13 protein-coding genes are annotated in these 18,080 nt (G+C 50.9%); all 13 read left to right on the top strand.

The features are described from left to right. Window positions 1-402: 402 nt before the first annotated feature. The 13 genes from ACYVGO_RS30870 (at window position 403) to ACYVGO_RS30810 (ending at window position 18,073) form a co-directional block, all read left to right on the top strand. Complete coding sequence (locus tag ACYVGO_RS30870; protein ID WP_460972609.1) at window positions 403-3,564, top strand: SusC/RagA family TonB-linked outer membrane protein; 3,162 nt, start codon at window positions 403-405, stop codon at window positions 3,562-3,564. Between the two features lie 119 nt (window positions 3,565-3,683). Next, window positions 3,684-5,474, top strand: coding sequence for a RagB/SusD family nutrient uptake outer membrane protein (locus tag ACYVGO_RS30865; protein WP_460972608.1), 1,791 nt, complete (start codon window positions 3,684-3,686; stop codon window positions 5,472-5,474). Between the two features lie 255 nt (window positions 5,475-5,729). Next, the gene (locus ACYVGO_RS30860; protein ID WP_460972607.1) at window positions 5,730-6,527 is read left to right on the top strand and encodes a creatininase family protein; all 798 of its coding nucleotides are present in this window, start codon (window positions 5,730-5,732) and stop codon (window positions 6,525-6,527) included. Beyond that, window positions 6,524-6,916, top strand: coding sequence for a RidA family protein (locus ACYVGO_RS30855; protein ID WP_460972606.1), 393 nt, complete (start codon window positions 6,524-6,526; stop codon window positions 6,914-6,916). The genes ACYVGO_RS30860 and ACYVGO_RS30855 overlap by 4 nt, the downstream gene beginning before the upstream one ends. Window positions 6,917-6,927: 11 nt before the next feature. After that, window positions 6,928-7,890 carry a 3-hydroxyacyl-CoA dehydrogenase family protein gene (locus ACYVGO_RS30850; protein WP_460972605.1) on the top strand — a complete coding sequence of 321 codons (963 nt, stop codon included), beginning with the start codon at window positions 6,928-6,930 and terminating at the stop codon, window positions 7,888-7,890. Continuing rightward, window positions 7,887-9,020: a mandelate racemase/muconate lactonizing enzyme family protein gene (locus tag ACYVGO_RS30845; protein WP_460972604.1), complete on the top strand. Its 1,134-nt coding sequence runs from the start codon at window positions 7,887-7,889 to the stop codon at window positions 9,018-9,020. Before ACYVGO_RS30850 ends, ACYVGO_RS30845 begins: the two co-directional genes overlap by 4 nt. Beyond that, complete coding sequence (locus ACYVGO_RS30840) at window positions 9,017-9,958, top strand: DMT family transporter (protein WP_460972603.1); 942 nt, start codon at window positions 9,017-9,019, stop codon at window positions 9,956-9,958. Before ACYVGO_RS30845 ends, ACYVGO_RS30840 begins: the two co-directional genes overlap by 4 nt. Continuing rightward, window positions 9,955-10,908, top strand: a complete 954-nt coding sequence (locus ACYVGO_RS30835) for a dihydrodipicolinate synthase family protein (RefSeq protein WP_142774643.1) — start codon at window positions 9,955-9,957, stop codon at window positions 10,906-10,908. Before ACYVGO_RS30840 ends, ACYVGO_RS30835 begins: the two co-directional genes overlap by 4 nt. Window positions 10,909-10,947: 39 nt before the next feature. Next, window positions 10,948-11,691, top strand: a complete 744-nt coding sequence (locus ACYVGO_RS30830; RefSeq protein ID WP_460972602.1) for an SDR family NAD(P)-dependent oxidoreductase — start codon at window positions 10,948-10,950, stop codon at window positions 11,689-11,691. A 273-nt stretch (window positions 11,692-11,964) separates the two neighbouring features. After that, window positions 11,965-14,031 (top strand): beta-N-acetylhexosaminidase, encoded by a 2,067-nt coding sequence (locus tag ACYVGO_RS30825; protein ID WP_460972601.1) that lies wholly within the window; start codon window positions 11,965-11,967, stop codon window positions 14,029-14,031. Window positions 14,032-14,299: 268 nt separating this feature from the next. Then, entirely contained in the window at window positions 14,300-15,376 is a 1,077-nt protein-coding gene (locus tag ACYVGO_RS30820; RefSeq protein ID WP_460972600.1) for a hypothetical protein, read from the top strand. 83 nt (window positions 15,377-15,459) lie between these two features. Next, complete coding sequence (locus tag ACYVGO_RS30815; protein ID WP_460972599.1) at window positions 15,460-16,881, top strand: Gfo/Idh/MocA family protein; 1,422 nt, start codon at window positions 15,460-15,462, stop codon at window positions 16,879-16,881. Between the two features lie 190 nt (window positions 16,882-17,071). Beyond that, window positions 17,072-18,073 carry a Gfo/Idh/MocA family protein gene (locus ACYVGO_RS30810; RefSeq protein WP_460972597.1) on the top strand — a complete coding sequence of 334 codons (1,002 nt, stop codon included), beginning with the start codon at window positions 17,072-17,074 and terminating at the stop codon, window positions 18,071-18,073. Window positions 18,074-18,080: the final 7 nt, after the last annotated feature.

Here is an 18,080-nt window from a genome sequence, read left to right as displayed (position 1 = left end):
CACTAATTAGCCTCATCTACCCTATTTCCTGACTGGCCATCGTCAGATAACTTAAAAATTATTCTGAATTTTTTTTGTTTACAAAATTGTGCTTTATTTGTAATCAAATACAGTGAGTAATTCTGTAACACACCCCACGCAATAGAATACGTAATTACAGCCGCGCCCTGATCAGGCCGACTGGACATTTTGTATTATCTAAATAGGCAGGGCCCTACCAGTTTAGATAGATGAAGGTTCGTTAATGGTGTTTGTACAACCCACCATTTTATAAAATTTTACTGGAATTGATTCGCTCGACGTAACTGGTAAACGGCTCTTTTCGAAGGGATCGTACGTGACTACGATGGAGTACCCAATGGCAACACTCTTCAAACGCGTAACTCATTTTTTAAACAGATTATGAACGACTCACTACGTCTTAGAAAAGAAACGGTGTGCATGCTGCTCTTCTGCATGCTGGCAACGGTTTGGGCAAATGCGCAAACACTGATTTCAGGGAAAGTCACCAGTGCTGAGGATCAGCAACCCATTGCGGGTGCCAATGTATTAGTAAAAGGGTCGACAACGAGTGGCACATTTACGGGTGCCGATGGGGGCTTCACCCTCTCCGTCCCAACCAACACCAGCCTGATTATTTCCTACATCGGCTATCAGGCGCAGGAAGTTACCGTTGGTTCACAAACCAATTTTTCAGTTGTATTAGTCCCCTCCATTACCTCGCTCAGCGAAGTGGTGGTAACGGGTTACTCGTCCGAAAAGAAAAAAGACATAACCGGTTCCGTGTCTATTGTCGACGTAAAAGCCTTAAAGTCAATCCCTTCAGGATCGGCCGTACAGGCACTTCAGGGCCAGGTGCCGGGGGTAACCATTCTGAACTCAGGTGCTCCGGGAAGTCCGAGCAATATCTTTATTCGGGGGATCAGCTCCTTTGGCAATACCCAACCGCTGGTCCTGATCGATGGTATTCAGGCCGAACTGAATGATGTAAGCGCTACGGATATCGAGTCAGTTCAGGTGCTGAAAGATGCAGGCGCTGCCGCCATTTATGGGGTTCGGGGCTCAAATGGAGTCATCATCGTGACCACCAAAAAAGGCCGATCAGGTCAGCCAACCATCGCGTATGATGCCTATTATGGTTCGCAGCGACCACTACAAGGCAATGTCTTTAACCTGATGAACTCATCGGACTTTGCCCGCCTGACCAAAGTGGCCTATCCCACTACGGGTCTGTTTCAGAATGGTTTACCCGAATATACCTTCCGGGGACCGGGCGCAACGGGTGTTGGTAATACGGGTGATGCCGCTGTTGATCCCGCGAAATATAACTTCGACGCCACCAATCCAGGCAGGAATTACCTGATTCAGGCGGTCAACAAAACTGGTACCGACTGGTTTCACGAACTGTTCAAAAACGCGCCGATGACCAGCCACAACCTCACGGCCAGTGGCGGCACCGATAAGTCGAACTATATGGTTTCGCTCAATTATTTCAATCAACAGGGCACCATGCTGAAGACCTACCTCAAGCGGTATTCGGGACGCGTAAACACGCAGTTTAAAGTCAAAAACAACATCCGGATTGGCGAGAACGCGTATTTCTTCTACAAGCAAAACCCCGGTTTCGATAACCTGAGCAGCGGGAACCCCATTGCCTGGACCTACCGGGCCATGCCGATTATCCCGGTCTACGATATCAAAGGCAACTATGGCGGAACCTTTGCGGGACCCGAATTAGGCAGCTCCTCGAACCCGGTGGCCGTTCAGATGAATACGTCCAATAACAAGACCAACGCCTGGGATGTGGTTGGTAACGTATTTGCTGAAGTTGACTTCCTAAAACACTTTACGGCCCGTACCAGTTTCGGCGGAAGCATTGATAACCAGTATACTACGAACTTTACGTTTACACCCTACAACAATTCAGAAGGCAATACGAACCCCAATTCGTTTGCTGAGGTAGCCTTGTACAACACGAATACCATGTGGACGAACACCCTGACGTATGCCAATGCGTTCGGGAAGCATAACGTGAAAGTGATTGCCGGTTCGGAAGCCATTCGGAATTATGGTCGGGCGGTAACGGCCTCCAGCAGTGGGTTCTTTTCCACCAACTACGATTACCTGACACTCAATAACGGTACCTCGAACGTAACCAATATCAGCAGCGCCTACGAAAACACCTTGTTCTCGCTCTTTGGCCGACTGGATTACTCGTTCAATGAAAAATACCTGTTAGGCGTAACAGTTCGGCGCGATGGTTCGTCGCGGTTTGGGTCCGAGCGTCGGTACGGTACCTTCCCATCGGTATCGGCGGGTTGGCGCGTAACGGGCGAGGAATTCATGAAAAACGTGACCTGGCTCAATGACCTGAAACTGCGTGGCAGCTATGGCGTTCTGGGTTCTCAGAACAACGTTAGTCCCCAAAATGCCTTCACCCTATTTGGTGGCTCGTTCTACGATGCGTATTACGACATTAGCGGTAGTGGTAAACTGGCCCAGGGTTTCGCGCAGACGAACATCGGCAACCCAAACACCGGCTGGGAACAAAACGTAGTCACTAACGTGGGTCTCGACGCTACGGTGTTCAACAAGCTGGACCTGTCGGTTGAGTATTACAAGAAGTCGATCAATGGGCTACTGTTTGCCCAGACCCTGCCCGCAACGGCTGGTGGTGCCACCGCACCTACCGTGAACGTTGGCGATATTCAGAATAAGGGGGTTGACATTGGACTAACGTATAGAGGAACCGTTAGTAACGATCTTCAATTCAGCGTCGGTGCCAACATTACCACCTACAACAACAAGGTGATCAATATCCCCTCGCCCACCTATTTCGAAACCGCCAATACCCAGAATCTGGGCAATGTAGTCCGAAACCAGGTTGGCCAGGCAGTGAGTTCGTTCTTTGGGTATAATGTGATTGGCCTGTTCAAAAGTGATGCTGAGGTAAGCGCGTCGCCTACGCAAAGCGGTGCCGCTCCGGGTCGCTTTAAATACCAGGATGTGAACGGCGACGGCAAAATTGACGCCAGCGACCGTACGTTCCTGGGCAGCCCCAACCCCGACTTCACCTATGGCCTGAACCTGGGCCTGACCTACAAGCGCTTCGATTTTTCGACAACGCTCTATGGATCGCAGGGGAACGAGATTTTCAATACGGTGAAATCGTTTACCCACTTCTTCAGTACGTATGTGGGTGCCAAAAGCAACGATCTGTTAAACGCCTGGACACCCGAAAATCCGAATTCGAACATCCCGAAGATCGAATCGACCGGGTCGTTCAGTTCATCGGGCGTACCTAACTCGTTCTATGTCGAGAATGGCTCGTTCCTGAAAATGCGCTCGCTGGTGATTGGGTATACGGTAAGCCCACTGCTGCTACGGAAGTACGGCCTGAATAAATTACGGGTCTATGCCCAGGGTGCCAACCTCTTCACGATTACGAAATACAGCGGCCTGGACCCTGAAGTAAGCGGACTTAGCTCGTCGTTTGGTGTCGATTACGGCAACTACCCCAGCAATCAGAAAAATTTCATCTTCGGCCTTAACGTCTCTTTCTAAAAATACCAATAGAACGCTGATTTTTATGATCCATCGGATTTGACCAGAGTAATATCATCATCCTTAATCATACTAATCATAAATATCAGCGGCCTATTTAAACGTAAACTGTTTCAATCATGAACTATACCAAGTTTGTTGTCGGCTTATCGTGTTGCCTGGTATTTTTAACCGCAACCAATTCCTGCACCAAAGAATACCTGGAAGTTGGGGCCATCGGTGCCACCAGCGAAACAACCTTAGCCAACAAAGCCGGTGTGAATGGCTTGCTGGTGGGCGCGTACTCCCTGCTCGACGGCTGGGGTGTACCCAATACGACCTATTACTTCATTGGGGTCAGCAACTGGATTTACGGGGGCGTAACCTCCGATGACGCCCATACCGGTACACAGGCATCCGCGCTGCCGCCGATGGAATCGGTCGAGAGTTATAAATACGATGCGACGATGGCTCCGTTCAACAACAAGTGGATTGTATTGTATGCCGGTTTGCAACGGGCAAATGATGTACTCCGGTTGCTGGCGAAAGTAACTGATAACTCGATGACGGCGGAGGAAATCAAGCAGGTGAAGGCCGAAGCCATGTTCCTGCGGGCGGTCTATCATTTCGAAGCGGCTAAACTGTGGGAGAACGTACCGTATCTGGACGAAACAGTGAGCTATGCCAACGGCAACTACAACGTAGCCAACACAGCTTCGATCTGGTCGAAACTGGAAGCCGATTTCAAATTTGCGGCCGATAACCTAAGCGCCACCAAACCCGATCCGGGCCGGGCTAATAGCTGGGCAGCGAAAGCCTTTCTGGCCAAGGTGTACATGTTCCAGGATAAATACACTGAAGCAAAGCCTGTTCTGGCCGATGTAATTGCAAATGGCGTAACGGCCTCTGGCTTAAAATATGCGCTGGTCAATTTCTCCGACAATTTTAACCCCTCGAAAAAGAACAGTGCGGAGTCGGTCTTTGCCGTGCAGATGTCCATCGACCAAACCTACCAGAATGGCAATTATGGCGATGCGCTGAACTTCCCGATGGGTGGCCCGGCTACCTGCTGTGGGGCCTATCAGCCCTCATTTACCCTGGTCAATTCGTATAAAACCGACCCCAACACCGGCCTGCCGTTGCTGACAACCTTCAATGACTCCGACATAACTAATGATCAGGGTATTGAAAGCAGCGCGCCCTTTACGCCCTATACCGGAACGCTCGATGCGCGTCTGGATTACACGGTTGGTCGCCGGGGCATTCCGTATCTGGACTGGGGCGTTCACCCTGGTAAAGCCTGGATTCGCGTGCAGTCCGTAGCGGGTCCTTACAGCCCGATCAAAACGATTTATTATCAGGCAGCTCAGGCCACAACGTCCTTATTTTCGCGCTGGACATCCAACAATTACACCATGATTCGCTTTGCCGATGTGCTGCTGTGGGCGGCTGAGGTCGAAGTTGAGATTGGCTCACTGGCCCAGGCGCAGACGTATGTCAACCTGGTTCGGGCACGGGCTGCTAATCCAAACGGCTGGGTGAAGAAGTACGTCGACAACAGCGCTCCGTTGAAAGGCTTTACGTCCGAACCGGCAGCCAACTACAAGGTGGGTTTATATACGACTGAATTCACGGCCAATGGGAAAGATTTCGCTCGTGAAGCCGTCCGGTTCGAGCGGAAACTGGAGTTTGCCATGGAAGGCCACCGGTTCTTCGATCTGCGTCGCTGGGATAATGGTACGGGCTATATGGCCACGACGCTGAACAACTACGTCCAGCACGAAACGTCGATTCCGGGCTACGACTTTACCTATATGAAAGGGGCAACGTTCACAAAAGGCAAGAACGAACTCTACCCGATTCCGCAGGCCCAGATCGATTTAAGCGTAACGGGTGGCGCACCGGTATTGAAACAAAATCCTGGATATTAAGGCAGATAAGGTTAGATTCTATTGATCTTGAATCTATTCATTAAACTATTCCATCTGTAGAAGAAGCCAGCCTTTCTGTCATTCCGACGTCAGGAGGAATCTCAAACTCCCATATCAGTCAAGCTTGAGATTCCTCCTGACGTCGGAATGACAGAAAAAAAAACGATTACGACTTTAGTTGAGAAAGCTCAAAAAAAACCTACTTAACTTATTGGCTTTCAAAATAATATAATCTAAATCGTCCAACTTCTGACTATGCTGTTTTACGCATCGACTTATAGCGATATCAAGCAGGCAGGCAAAGACCAGGTTATCCTGCTACCACTGGGTGCCATTGAACAACACGGCCCGCACCTGTCGGTCTCGACGGATACGGATATTGTTACCCAGCTGGCGCTACAGGCCGAAAAAGCGCTACCCGACACAGTGCTGCTCTGCCCGACCTTGCCCTATGGCTCCAGTCACCATCACCTGGCATTTGGCGGTACTATGAGTCTGGCCCCGGAATTATACACGCAGGTGATTATCGACCTGGTGCAGTCGCTGGTGCTGTCTGGACACCAGCGGATCGTGCTGCTTAACGGACATGGCGGCAATAGTACTCCCGTAAAACAGGCGCTGGCCGTGTTGAGCAAACGCTTCGATGCGAGTCATCAGCCCACCATTGCCCTGGCCACTTATTGGGAATTAGCCGGTGGCGTGTTTGGCGGAGAGGCACCTATGGAAAGCCCGGCGCTGAGTCATGCCTGCGAATATGAAACGAGTCTGATGCTCCATCTTTTTCCCGAAAAAGTCTGGATGGATCGCGTAGAACGGGCGCAACGACCCGAACGAAATGGGTATATCGGCTGGGAAGACGACGAGCCGTATCGGGGCGTAACGGTATTCAAGCAAACCGAATTTATTTCGAGCAACGGCAGCAGCGGTGAACCTCAACTGGGCACTGCCCAAAAGGGAAAGCATTTGTTCAAGCATGCGCTACAGGCGCTGGTTAGCTTTCTGGAGTCATTCAAGAGCTGGCCGTTATCCGAAAATCTAACAACAAAACCATGAGTAAACTGGAAATCAAACACCCCGACAAAGCCGTCAACACAGGAGCCTATTCATCAGGCATACTAGTGGGCGATTTGTTGTTCGTGAGCGGACAAGGTCCTTTGGATTTAGTAACGGGAGAGGTGCAGCACGGGACGATTGAAGAAGAAACCCTGCTGACGCTGTCGCACATTCAAAAGATTGTGGAAACCGCGGGTGGCACCATCGACGACATTGTAAAATGCACCGTCCATCTGGAAGACATTCGCGAATTTGACCGCTACGATACCGCCTATGGGTCATTCTTCACCGGCATACGCCCAGCCCGAACCACCGTTCAATCGGTATTGTCGGATGGGATCAAGATCGAAATTGACGCTATTGCCCGAATTACGCCCAAACAAGCCTAACCCATAAGTTTATGACATCGAAAATACGCATCGGCACCGTAGGGCTTGGCTTGATGGGAAGCAGCATCGCTACCTGTATTCTGGCGGCTGGTCACGCGGTTACGTCGCTGATTAAAGAGATCGAGACCGCCGATGAAGCGCGGGAGCGTATCCTGGGTTATCTGCGCCAACTGGAACAGGAAGGGTTGCTAATCGACACACCCGAAACGATTATTGAGCGCCTGACCATCACCGACGATGTCTCGTTGTTAAGTAACCATACCGTTGTGATTGAGTCGATTACCGAAAACATCGACGAGAAGAAAAGCCTGTATCAGCGCTTGGAAACCGTCCTCTCGCCTACCGCTATCATCGGGAGTAACACATCGGCCATTCCGGTATCGGTGTTACAAAGCGGACTCCAACATCCCGAGCGGCTGTTGGGCATTCACTGGGCCGAACCGGCACACATTACGCGATTCATGGAGGTCATCTGCGGAAAAGATTCCGACCTGACATACGCCTACGAGATCGTTGCGCTGGCCGAAAGCTGGGGCAAGGAACCCTCGTTGCTGAAGAAAGACATTCGGGGATTTATTACCAACCGGATTATGTACGCCATGCTCCGAGAGTCCTTCAATCTGGTCGAGAATGGGTACGCCACTATTGAGGATGTAGACCGCTCGCTTCGGAACGACCTGGGTTACTGGATCACCTTCGCCGGGCCGTTTCGGTTCATGGATCTCACCGGCATTCCCGCTTACCTAACCGTCATGAAAGACCTCTTTCCTGAACTCAGCAATAGCACCGAAACGCCGAAACTGATGGAAGATCTGGTTGCATCGGGTGCGAAAGGTGTACAGAATGCACAAGGGTTTTACCCCTACACACCCGAATCGGCCAAAGAATGGGAAGAGAAATTCATCGACTTCAGCTATGACATTCGGAAACTCGCCCAAAAACATACACCCACTTCCTCCGAGGACGCCAAATGACACGCATTCAATCCATAAAGGCCACTGAAGTGATTGTACCGGCCAAACCGGGCAGCCTGAACTCCGATGAGGTGATCGACAAAGATTCGGCCTTTGCCAAAAAATTCCTGACGGGCGAGCGGTGGACCGAGTTTGCCAACCAGCCCAAATGGATCATTGAACTCACACTCGCCAATGGTCTGACCGGTATTGGGGAAACCTACCGCAGTGCCTCCAGCGCGATACTCCACCGGGCCATGCAGGAATTGGTCGGACAGGATGTACTGAAACTGAACTGGCGCCGACTGCCCGTTACCGACCAGCGGATTTATGAAGCCTTTGAGTCGGCGATACTGGACGTGGTGGGCAAGCTGCTGAACGTACCCGTATCCCAACTCCTGGGTGGAGCATACCGCGACCGGATCGACTGCTTCGGCTGGACCGGGCGACGCACCCCCGAAGATGCCGCCCAGAAAGCTTTCGATGCCATGCAAAAAGGACACAAGGCATTCAAATTCAAGTGTTCCGACGAAGATCCCGTTCGGCTTTGGACGGAAGCCATCCGGGACAAATGCGGGGACGGTATCAAAATCCTGCTCGACCCGAACCAGCGCTGGACCGATGTCGAGACAACCCTCCGGTTAATGGAGGGCGTCGACAAAACCATCATGCTGGGACTGGAAGATCCCATTTTGCACGCCGATGTGACCGGGTTCAAGTACCTGCGCGAGACGCTCGGCATGCCCATGTATCGGCATATTTCACTGCCCTACACGCAGGACATCCGCGACATGATCGCCTTTGTCCGGGCCGATGCGGTCGATGGATACAACTTTAATGGGTCGGCCTACAACTCGGTGCTACTGGCCGAAATCGCCCACCTGGAAGGCAAAGCCTGCTGGCGCGGCTCGGAAGTGGATTTAGGTATTTCGGAAACGATGGGCCTGCACATTGCCGCAGCCAGCATCAACTGCACAATCCCTTCTGATTTGTTCGGCGAACTGGTCCGCACCGACGACCTGCTCGTGGAACCTATCCGATTCGAGAAGGGAGCAGCTTTGGTTCCAACCGGCGCGGGTTTGGGTATCGAACTGGATTACACCGCCCTGGATACCTACAAAACGAATCAATTTTTACTCAGCAGCTTATGAATAAGTCGATTCAGTCGTGGGCCATCCTGTTTTTCTGCAACCTGATCTGGGCCTTTCATTTCACCAGTATCAAGCTGACACAGGATCAGGTAGGGCCATATTTTACGGTGTGGGCACCCATGCTCCTGGCCACTATTTTTCTAGCTCCGTTTGTGATCCGGGACTTTCGAAAGGGTGGCAAGAAGCTGAAGGATATTCTGATTTTCGTGCAGTTGGCAGCTCTGGGCGCGTTCCCGTCGCAGGTGCTCATGACCTGGGGAACGCAGTACTCACTGGCCAGCAACGCGGCTATTCTGGTCATGACACTGCCCGTGATTACGGCTGTTTTCGCCTTCCTGATTCTGAAAGAGAAGATGAACACCGCCCGCTGGATCAGCTTCGCCATTGCCATCATTGGGGTGGCCCTCTGCTCAACCGACGACATTAAACGGGTAGACTTAAGCTCACGCTATGCCCTGGGCAATGGGCTCATTTTCCTGGCCATTCTGGGCAATGCGTACTACAACGTGGGCTGCAAAAAAGTGTCGGGCCAGTACACCGAAATGGAGATGGTTTTTTACACCTATCTGGTCATGTCCATTCTGCTGACGCCCTTGGTGCTGTACTACGAACCCGAGATGTTTTCTAAAATCCCCTCCTTTACCACCAACACCTGGATCGGGATGATCTCGCTCACACTCTTTCATAATTTCCTGTCGATGCTCCTGTTTTTCAAAGCTTTGAAGAATCTGGATGCCACACAGGTTGCTTTATCCAACTACCTCATTACGTTCATGGGCTTACCCATTGCCGCCATCTGGCTCGGCGAAACCCTGAACCAACAGGCCATCATTGGCGGTGTGCTAGTGCTCGTCTCAACCCTTATTTTATCGACGATCGATAGTAAAGTACAACAAAAAAAAGTAGCTAATATCAATCAAGAACCGGCAAAGTTATGACTAACACAGACAACGAACTGTTTGGCGTAGTACCCATCATTCCAACACCATTCACCGAAAATGAGGAGATCGACGAAGACGCGCTCCGTAGTTTAATTGACTTTGCCATCGACGGTGGTATCAAGGCCGTTTGCCTGCCCGCCTACGCCAGCGAATTTTACAAACTCACCGACGACGAAAAATTACAGGTTGTTCGGGTGGCGGTAGAACGGGCTGCGGGTCGGTTGAAAATCGTCGCTCAGTCGAACCACCCCTCACTGAAAGTTGCCATCAAACTGGCGCAGGCTAACGTGCAGGCCGGTGCCGACGTTATTTCGCTGGCGGTTCCCCGAATTTTCAGCTTACCCGAAAACTCTCTGAAAGCCTATCTGTCGGAGTTTTTACAGTCGATTCCGAACACGCCCGTTCTGATTCAGGACTTCAACCCCGGCGGTTCGTCGATCAGCGTGGGGTTCATAAAAGAGCTGATGGACGAGAATCCGAACTTCAAATACCTGAAGCTGGAAGAACCCCTGTGTGCGCCCAAGTTCGAGCAGATTATTCAGGCCACAAACGACAAAATCGGCCTGTTCGAAGGCTGGGGCGGCTTGTACATGCTCGAACTGGTACCCATTGGTATCCGGGGCGTTATGCCGGGGCTGGCCGTCGCCGATATTCTGCAAAAGATTTTCAGCCTGCGTTCCAGCGGAGAAGATACCAAAGCGTTCGAGCTGTTTGAGCGGGTGATGCCGCAGATATTCTTCTCGCTGCAAAACATGGAATTGTTCCATTATGCCGAAAAAGAACTGTTGGTTGCCCGTGGCGTTTTGAGCAACAGTATCGCCCGAAAAGCAGCCTATATTCCCGATCCCTCGTCGATCAGCTACATCAAGGAGCTAAACCAGCGCATCCTCGACATCGTCAACGACGAAAAGTACGCCATCCGGCCGGTAGAGAACAGCCTTTATTAAGCTTATCCCCATCGATTTAGACAAAAACGAAAACGTATCATGGGAGAATTTAGTGGACAGGTTGTACTGATTACCGGAGCCGCATCCGGCATTGGGTTGTCCATCGCACACAAATTACTGACCGAAGGGGCTCAGGTTGGCTTGCTCGATTTTAACGAAGCGGCTTTACAGCAGGCATTTGAGCAATATGGCCCGGATGCCTTGCTTATCGGCATCGACATCACCGATGAAGCTCGGGTAGCACAGGCGGTTTCGCAGGTGCATGAACAGTTTGGCAAGATTGACGCCCTCATCAATTGCGTCGGCATTACGGGCGTCACAAATGTACAAAGCCATGAGGTGAGCAGCGAAAATCTGCACAAGGTGTTTGAGGTCAACTTCATGAGCAGTTTCTACACCTCGAAGGCCGTATTGCCGTTCATGCTGTCCCGGAGTTACGGGCGCATCCTGCACATTGCCTCTATTGCGGGCAAAGAAGGAAACGCCGGTATGCTGGCGTACTCAGCCTCGAAAGCCGCCGTGATCTGCATGGCGAAGGTGCAGGGAAAAGAATACGCCGAGAAAGGGATCACGGTCAATGCGCTGGCCCCGGCGGTGATTCAAACGCCCCTGGTCGATGCCATGCCCGAGGTACAGGTTAAGTACATGACCGATAAAATTCCAATGAAACGTTGTGGTACACTCGATGAAGCCGCTAACCTGGCCGCTTACATCGTATCGCCCAAGAACAGTTTCACTACTGGTTTCACCTTCGATTTATCGGGGGGACGGGCCACATATTAGGTTGGTTCAATATGGCACGGGCAATTGCTCGTGCCCATATTATCTAGCTAATAATGGATAACTAATAATGTAAAATGGATAATGAGTAATGGACAATGAGTAATGGACAATGAGTAATGGACAATGAATAATGAAGCAAAACCTTGATTACCCAAAACCTAACATCCTACATTTTTACATTATTCATTATTCATTATTCATTATTCATTACCCATTGTCCATTATCCATTATTCATTACCCATTGTCCATTACCCATTACCCATTTATTTAACATGAAAACCCTCTGGATCAGTTGTCTAATTGTTTGTTGCTGGCGCGTCACGGCGTTGGCACAACTGCACCCTACGCTATTACCGGCACCGCAGTCCATTTACTACGGGCAGGGGGAATTGCCTGTCCAGAACCTGACGGTGTATGTACCGGCCAACGCAACAGCCGACGTCGTCTTTGCGCTGAGTCAGCTTAGGAAATTACTTGCTGAACGCAGCGGAAAACCCGTACTGGTGAGCCCATCGGCAACGGCATCAACTATTCGGTATTCGGTTAAATCAGCCGGTCAGGAATTACCGGGCACCAACGAGGCTACCAACGGAAATACCCGTGAGCGCTATACATTGACCATTACCCAAAAGGGCATCGACATTACCGCCCAAACCTCAACGGGCCTGTACTACGCCGTACAAACGATTCGGCAGTTGATGCAGGGCCAGGGCGCGAAGGCATCTCTGCCCTTCGTCACGATCAGCGACCAACCCAAACTGGCTTACCGGGGCGTAATGATGGATTTTGCGCATGGCGGATTGCTGACGGTCGATGAAATCAAAAAGCAGATCGACTTCTTAGCCCTCTGGAAAACCAATCAATATTACTTCTACAACGAAGTCAGCATTCAACTGGAGGGCTATTCAACGCTGAATTATAAGGCGAGTTATTCGCAGGCGCAGATCAGGACGATCATTGCCTACGCCCGCGAGCGGCACATGGATGTGATTCCGTTCGTCAATTTCTACGGACACCTGCACGAGCTGATCCGCAACGAGAAATACGCGTCGCTGGCTATCGGGCATTACGGCCATGAACTCGACCCGCGAAACCCCGCTGTTCAAACCCTGCTGAAAAACTGGATCAAGCAATACACAACGCTGTTCCAGAGCCTATTCATTCATGTCGGCTTCGACGAAACCTGGGAAACAAAGCGGCTAGCCAATGCAGCTCCAGCCAAACTGGACCCCGAATCCCTGTATATTCAACAGCTTAGTTTCGTGAGCAACGAGTTCAAACAGTACGGTAAAACGCTGTTGGCCTGGACGGATATGAACGCGTTTTACCCGAATATTCTGGCCAAATTTCCCAAAGATGTCATCCCGGTTATCTGGGAATATTCGCCCGATACAACCGCTATCAACAACTACTTAAATCCAGTTCTGAAGGAAAAGAAACCGTTTTTTATTCAACCCGCCGTTTCGGGCTGGGGGCATATTTATCCATCTGCCGATTATACCTACGAGAACATAAACCTCTGCCTGAAAGCGGGCATTCAGCACAACACGCTCGGCTTTATCACTTCCGTCTGGACCGATTCTGTCGAACCCTTTGTTCGGGCTTCCTGGCTGTTTATGGCCTATGGCTGTATTGCGGCCTGGCAGGGCACTGTGCCCGATAAGACCACGTTTACCGGACACTATAGCACGGTCGTTTACCCGGCCCTAGCGCAGGATATGCAGGCCGCTTTCGACCATATCGCAACGGCCGGTCAGTACCTCGAAAAGTGCCTGGGCAAGAACACCCAAAGCCTACCCCGTGGTACCCTCGTGGAAAGCTGGTCGAATCCATTTTCGGCCTATTATCTGGCCAACACCAACGAACACAAGGCCGATTTTGAGCAGGTTCGTACGCACACGGAGGAAGCACAGGCACGGCTTATCAGTGCGCTTCAGGCGGCAAGTCCAGCCGACACCAGTTTCATTCAGTCGATGCTGGTATCGGCCCGGCTGATCAACTATTCGGCCAGTCGGTTTTTGTGGGCCAAAGCCATTACGGATCGCTGGAACGATGGGATGATGGCCCAAAAGAAGGATGATTACGTATTCTATGATCTGACGTATCCCTGCCACAGCCTGCTGGTCGATGCCATGGACGAAACGGGCGAACTCAAGCAAGCCTATGCGCAGGCCTGGCTCTCGGAGAATATGCCGTATCGACTAAATACCATGCTGGGACGCTTCGACGTAGACTTTGGGCTCTGGCGAAAGCTGCATCTGAAACTACTGGACTATAAGATTCAGAAGAAGACTGAACCCCTGAAATCCTTTGAGTTGCTATTTACCCCCGACTTTTAACAAAAAATGGAACGCTGATTTTTATGAGTTACTATGCTTTCTAAAATCATTTTTAAGAAGCTGTTTAAACTTTCATTTTCTAGCTAGAATTAGGATGATTTTTTGTCATCCCGACGTCAGGAGGGATCTCAAGTTTCATAATAGGTAAGCTTGAGATCCCTCCTGACGTCGGGATGACAAAAAGCGATTCGGTTTTAACAAAATTCAGAAAGTTTAAACAGCTTCTAAACCATAACGATCATAAAAATCTGCGTTCTAATCAACCACCATGAACAATATCCAGTTCTTAAACCCTATTGATGGCGATATGCTGCATGCCCGTGATGGTGTGACAACAGCTGATGGCTTGGAAATTGATATACAGGTGTCCGCGCCCTCGTCTCATTATTTAACCATCAATGGAATCGGAGCGAGTTATAAGCAGGGTGTCTTTTCGGGGAAAGTGCGGTTGAATCAGTATGCCAATACGATTACCGTTCACGACTGCACCACCGCTGAAAGCAAGTCGATTCAGGTGTACTGGCTACCGAACTTTGCGGGCCACTATCGCCTGTCGATCGACGATAACATCTGGTTTCTGCGGGATATTTATCAGCAGAAAGACAACTATCAGTCGCTGTTCGATAATCCCTATCTGGGCTTTTTGAAGCAGGTTCATACCACCTACGGCACCAAAATTCACCTCAACCTTTTTTACCAGACGGAGGGCTTCAACCTATCGCAGTTTCCCGACCGTTTCAAGGTAGAATGGCAGGCGAATGCCGATTGGCTTCGACTGAGTTTCCATGCCTGGGGTGAATTCCCCGACCGACCCTACCAACAGGCCGGCTATGAGCAGGTGAAGCACGATTGCGCCATCGTAAAAGAGCAGATTCTACGATTTGCGGGCGAGGCCGTGATGGGTCCCGTAACTACCCTTCACTGGGGAGAAGCTACGGTTGAAGGCTCGCGGGCCCTGCGCGACGCGGGCTACATCGGGCAATTAGGCTATTTCAACGTCGATGATGAGTTGCCCCCCGTTTCGTACTACCTCAACGTGGAGCAACGACGGCACATGAAAAAACGGTTTGTCTGGCACGATAACCAGGAAGACATCATCTTCATCCGAAGCAGCATCGTCATCGACAAAACAGAGTTACCCGACATTATTCCATCCCTGGACAATTACGCAAACCAGCCATCGGGCCTGCCGCCTTTTGTCGATTTACTCGTTCACGAACAATATTTCTACCCCTTTTACGAAGCCTATCAACCCGACTTCCGGGATCGCATTCTAACAGCGGTCAACTGGGCTACCGATAAGGGATATACGCCCGCCTTTTTGGGTGAGGCATTATTTAATTAATAATGGATAATGAGTAATGGAGTACAAGCAGTCTGTTTATCCCCAATTATCCATTTTACATTATCCATTATAAATTATGTTTTATGGAAAACACGCGAAGAAATTTCTTAAAAACGGCAGGCCTCAGCGGTTTGAGCCTGGTAGCCGCCAGCCCCTTTGCCGCCTACGCAACAACACCTGAAGAACTGGAAGCCATTGGCGAACAGGCCAATAGAACCCCTCCGCAGGTTTTTAACATGAGTGGGTATGCGGCCCCGAAGCTCGATGTTGTTCGCATTGGATTTGTGGGGATCGGGAACCGGGGCATGGGGGCCGTGGAGCGGATGAATAAAATCGAAGGTGTTGAAATTAAAGCCCTGTGCGATCTTCGGCCAGAGCGGGTGAACCTGGCGCTCAAGAAAATAGAAGCCAATGGCCACCGCCCACAGCTCTATTCGGGTAGTCCCGATGCCTGGAAAAAACTCTGCGAACGAACCGACCTCGACCTCATTTACATCGTGACGCCCTGGGCCTTGCACACGCCCATTGCGGTGTTTTCCATGAATCATGGCAAGCACGTTTGTGTGGAAGTCCCAGCGGCTAAAACCCTCGAAGAGTGCTGGCAACTGGTCGAAACATCGGAGCGCACCAAAAAGCACTGCATGATGACCGAAAACTGCTGCTACGACTTCACGGAGTTGCTAACGCTGAACATGGCGCGGCACGGTTTCTTCGGCGAAATAGCCCATTGCGAAGGGGCGTATATTCACAATCTACAGGAACTGGTCTTCTCAAAAGAGCACTTCTACCAGATGTGGGAGTTGGATGAAATGTACAAACGTACCGGTAACCTCTACCCTACCCACGGACTGGGGCCCATCTGTCAGGTGCTGAACATCAACCGGGGCGATCAGATGGATTATCTGGTCTCGATGTCGAGTAATGATTTTGTACTAGGTAACATGGCTAAAGAATTGGCCGCCAAAGACGATTTCTACAAACCCTACGCCGGAAAGCCCTACAACGGCAACATGAGTACGACCACCATCCGAACCAAAAAGGGGAAGACGATCATGGTGCAGTACGACGTATCGTCCCCCCGGCCGTATTCACGTATTCAACTGGTTAGCGGCACCAAAGGGGTAGCGTTAAAATACCCCGAACCCGCCCGCTATTCCACAGGTCACGAGTGGATGAGCGAGAAGGAGATCAAGGCTCTTGAAGAAAAATACATGCCCCCCATCGTGAAGAAAATGGGCGAAGTGGCCAAGAACGTGGGCGGTCATGGCGGCATGGATTTCCTGATGGACTGGCGTACCATCGACTGCCTGCGAAACGGGCTACCGCTCGATCAGGATGTGTATGACGCGGCCTTGTGGAGTTCGGTTGGGCCCTTAAGTGCCTGGTCGGTAGCCCATCGGTCCAATTCGATTGATGTCCCCGATTTTACCGGCGGTTCCTGGCAAAAGAACAAACCCGTCGACATTTCGATGACCAAGGGTGGAAATACACAGGCAAAAGTGTAGGTTTCCTTGTGTGGTGTCGAACCGGTGGTGATTGAGGCACAAAGCCTCTATAAACTACTTGAAAGTCAAACCATTAAGACACGAAAACCCCTAAATCCCCTGAAGGGGACTTTGCTCGTGCTTAGATAAAGTCCCCTTCAGGGGATTTAGGGGTTTTAGACAGCTTCTTAAGTTTTAATATCCTAAATCCATGACTACCAGTCGACGAACATTTCTAAAACAGACATCTCAAAGCTGCGCGGCTTTGCTGCTGGCCCCTACGCTGCTCCGGGCCAGACCAACGGTGGCAACCGGCAAACGGGTGGGTATTATTGGGCTGGATACCTCGCACAGTACAGCCTTTGTCAAAGCCCTCAACGGCCCGGATGCCAATGCCAGTTTCCTGGGCTATAAAGTCGTGGCGGCTTATCCACAGGGCAGTAAAGATATCGAGAGCAGTACCTCGCGCGTTCCGGCCTACACGGAAGAAGTAAAAAAGCAGAACGTCGAAATCGTCAGCTCCATTAGCGATCTTCTCAAAAAAGTTGACGTGGTGTTGCTGGAAACCAACGATGGTCGGCTGCATCTGGAACAGGCCTTGCAGGTATTGAAGGCAGGCAAACGCGTGTTTATCGACAAACCCGTTGCGGCTTCGTTAGCCGATGCCATCGCCATTTTCGAAGCTTCTAAAAAATACAATACTCCCCTGTTTTCGGCCTCGTCGCTGCGACACATCAAAGGCATTGAAAAAGTAGACAAAAGCAAGGTCGTGGGGGCCGATACGTTTAGTCCCGCCGTTCTCGAAAAGACCCACCCCGATTTTTACTGGTACGGCATTCATGGGGTTGAAACGCTGTACACCGTTATGGGCACGGGCTGCAAACAGGTGGTTCGCGTGCATACCGACGGCACCGACATCATTGTAGGCACCTGGGCCGATGGGCGCGTCGGCACCGTTCGCGGTACCCGCACGGGCAAGCACGATTACGGCGGTACGGTGTTTACCCAAACGGGCAATCTTGTACTAGGCCCCTACGGTGGTTATGAACCGCTTTTGCAGGACATTATCACCTATTACGAGACAGGAGAGGTGCCCGTTACGCCCGAAGAAACCATCGAGATTTTTGCCTTTATGGAAGCTGCGGATGAAAGCAAACGTCGCGGGGGTGTTGCCGTTACCCTCGAAAGTGTCCTGGCTAAAGCGAAGAAATAACCTCAAA

This window comes from Spirosoma migulaei (assembly GCF_054776855.1).
This window is presented reverse-complemented; position numbering and strand designations above follow the sequence as displayed.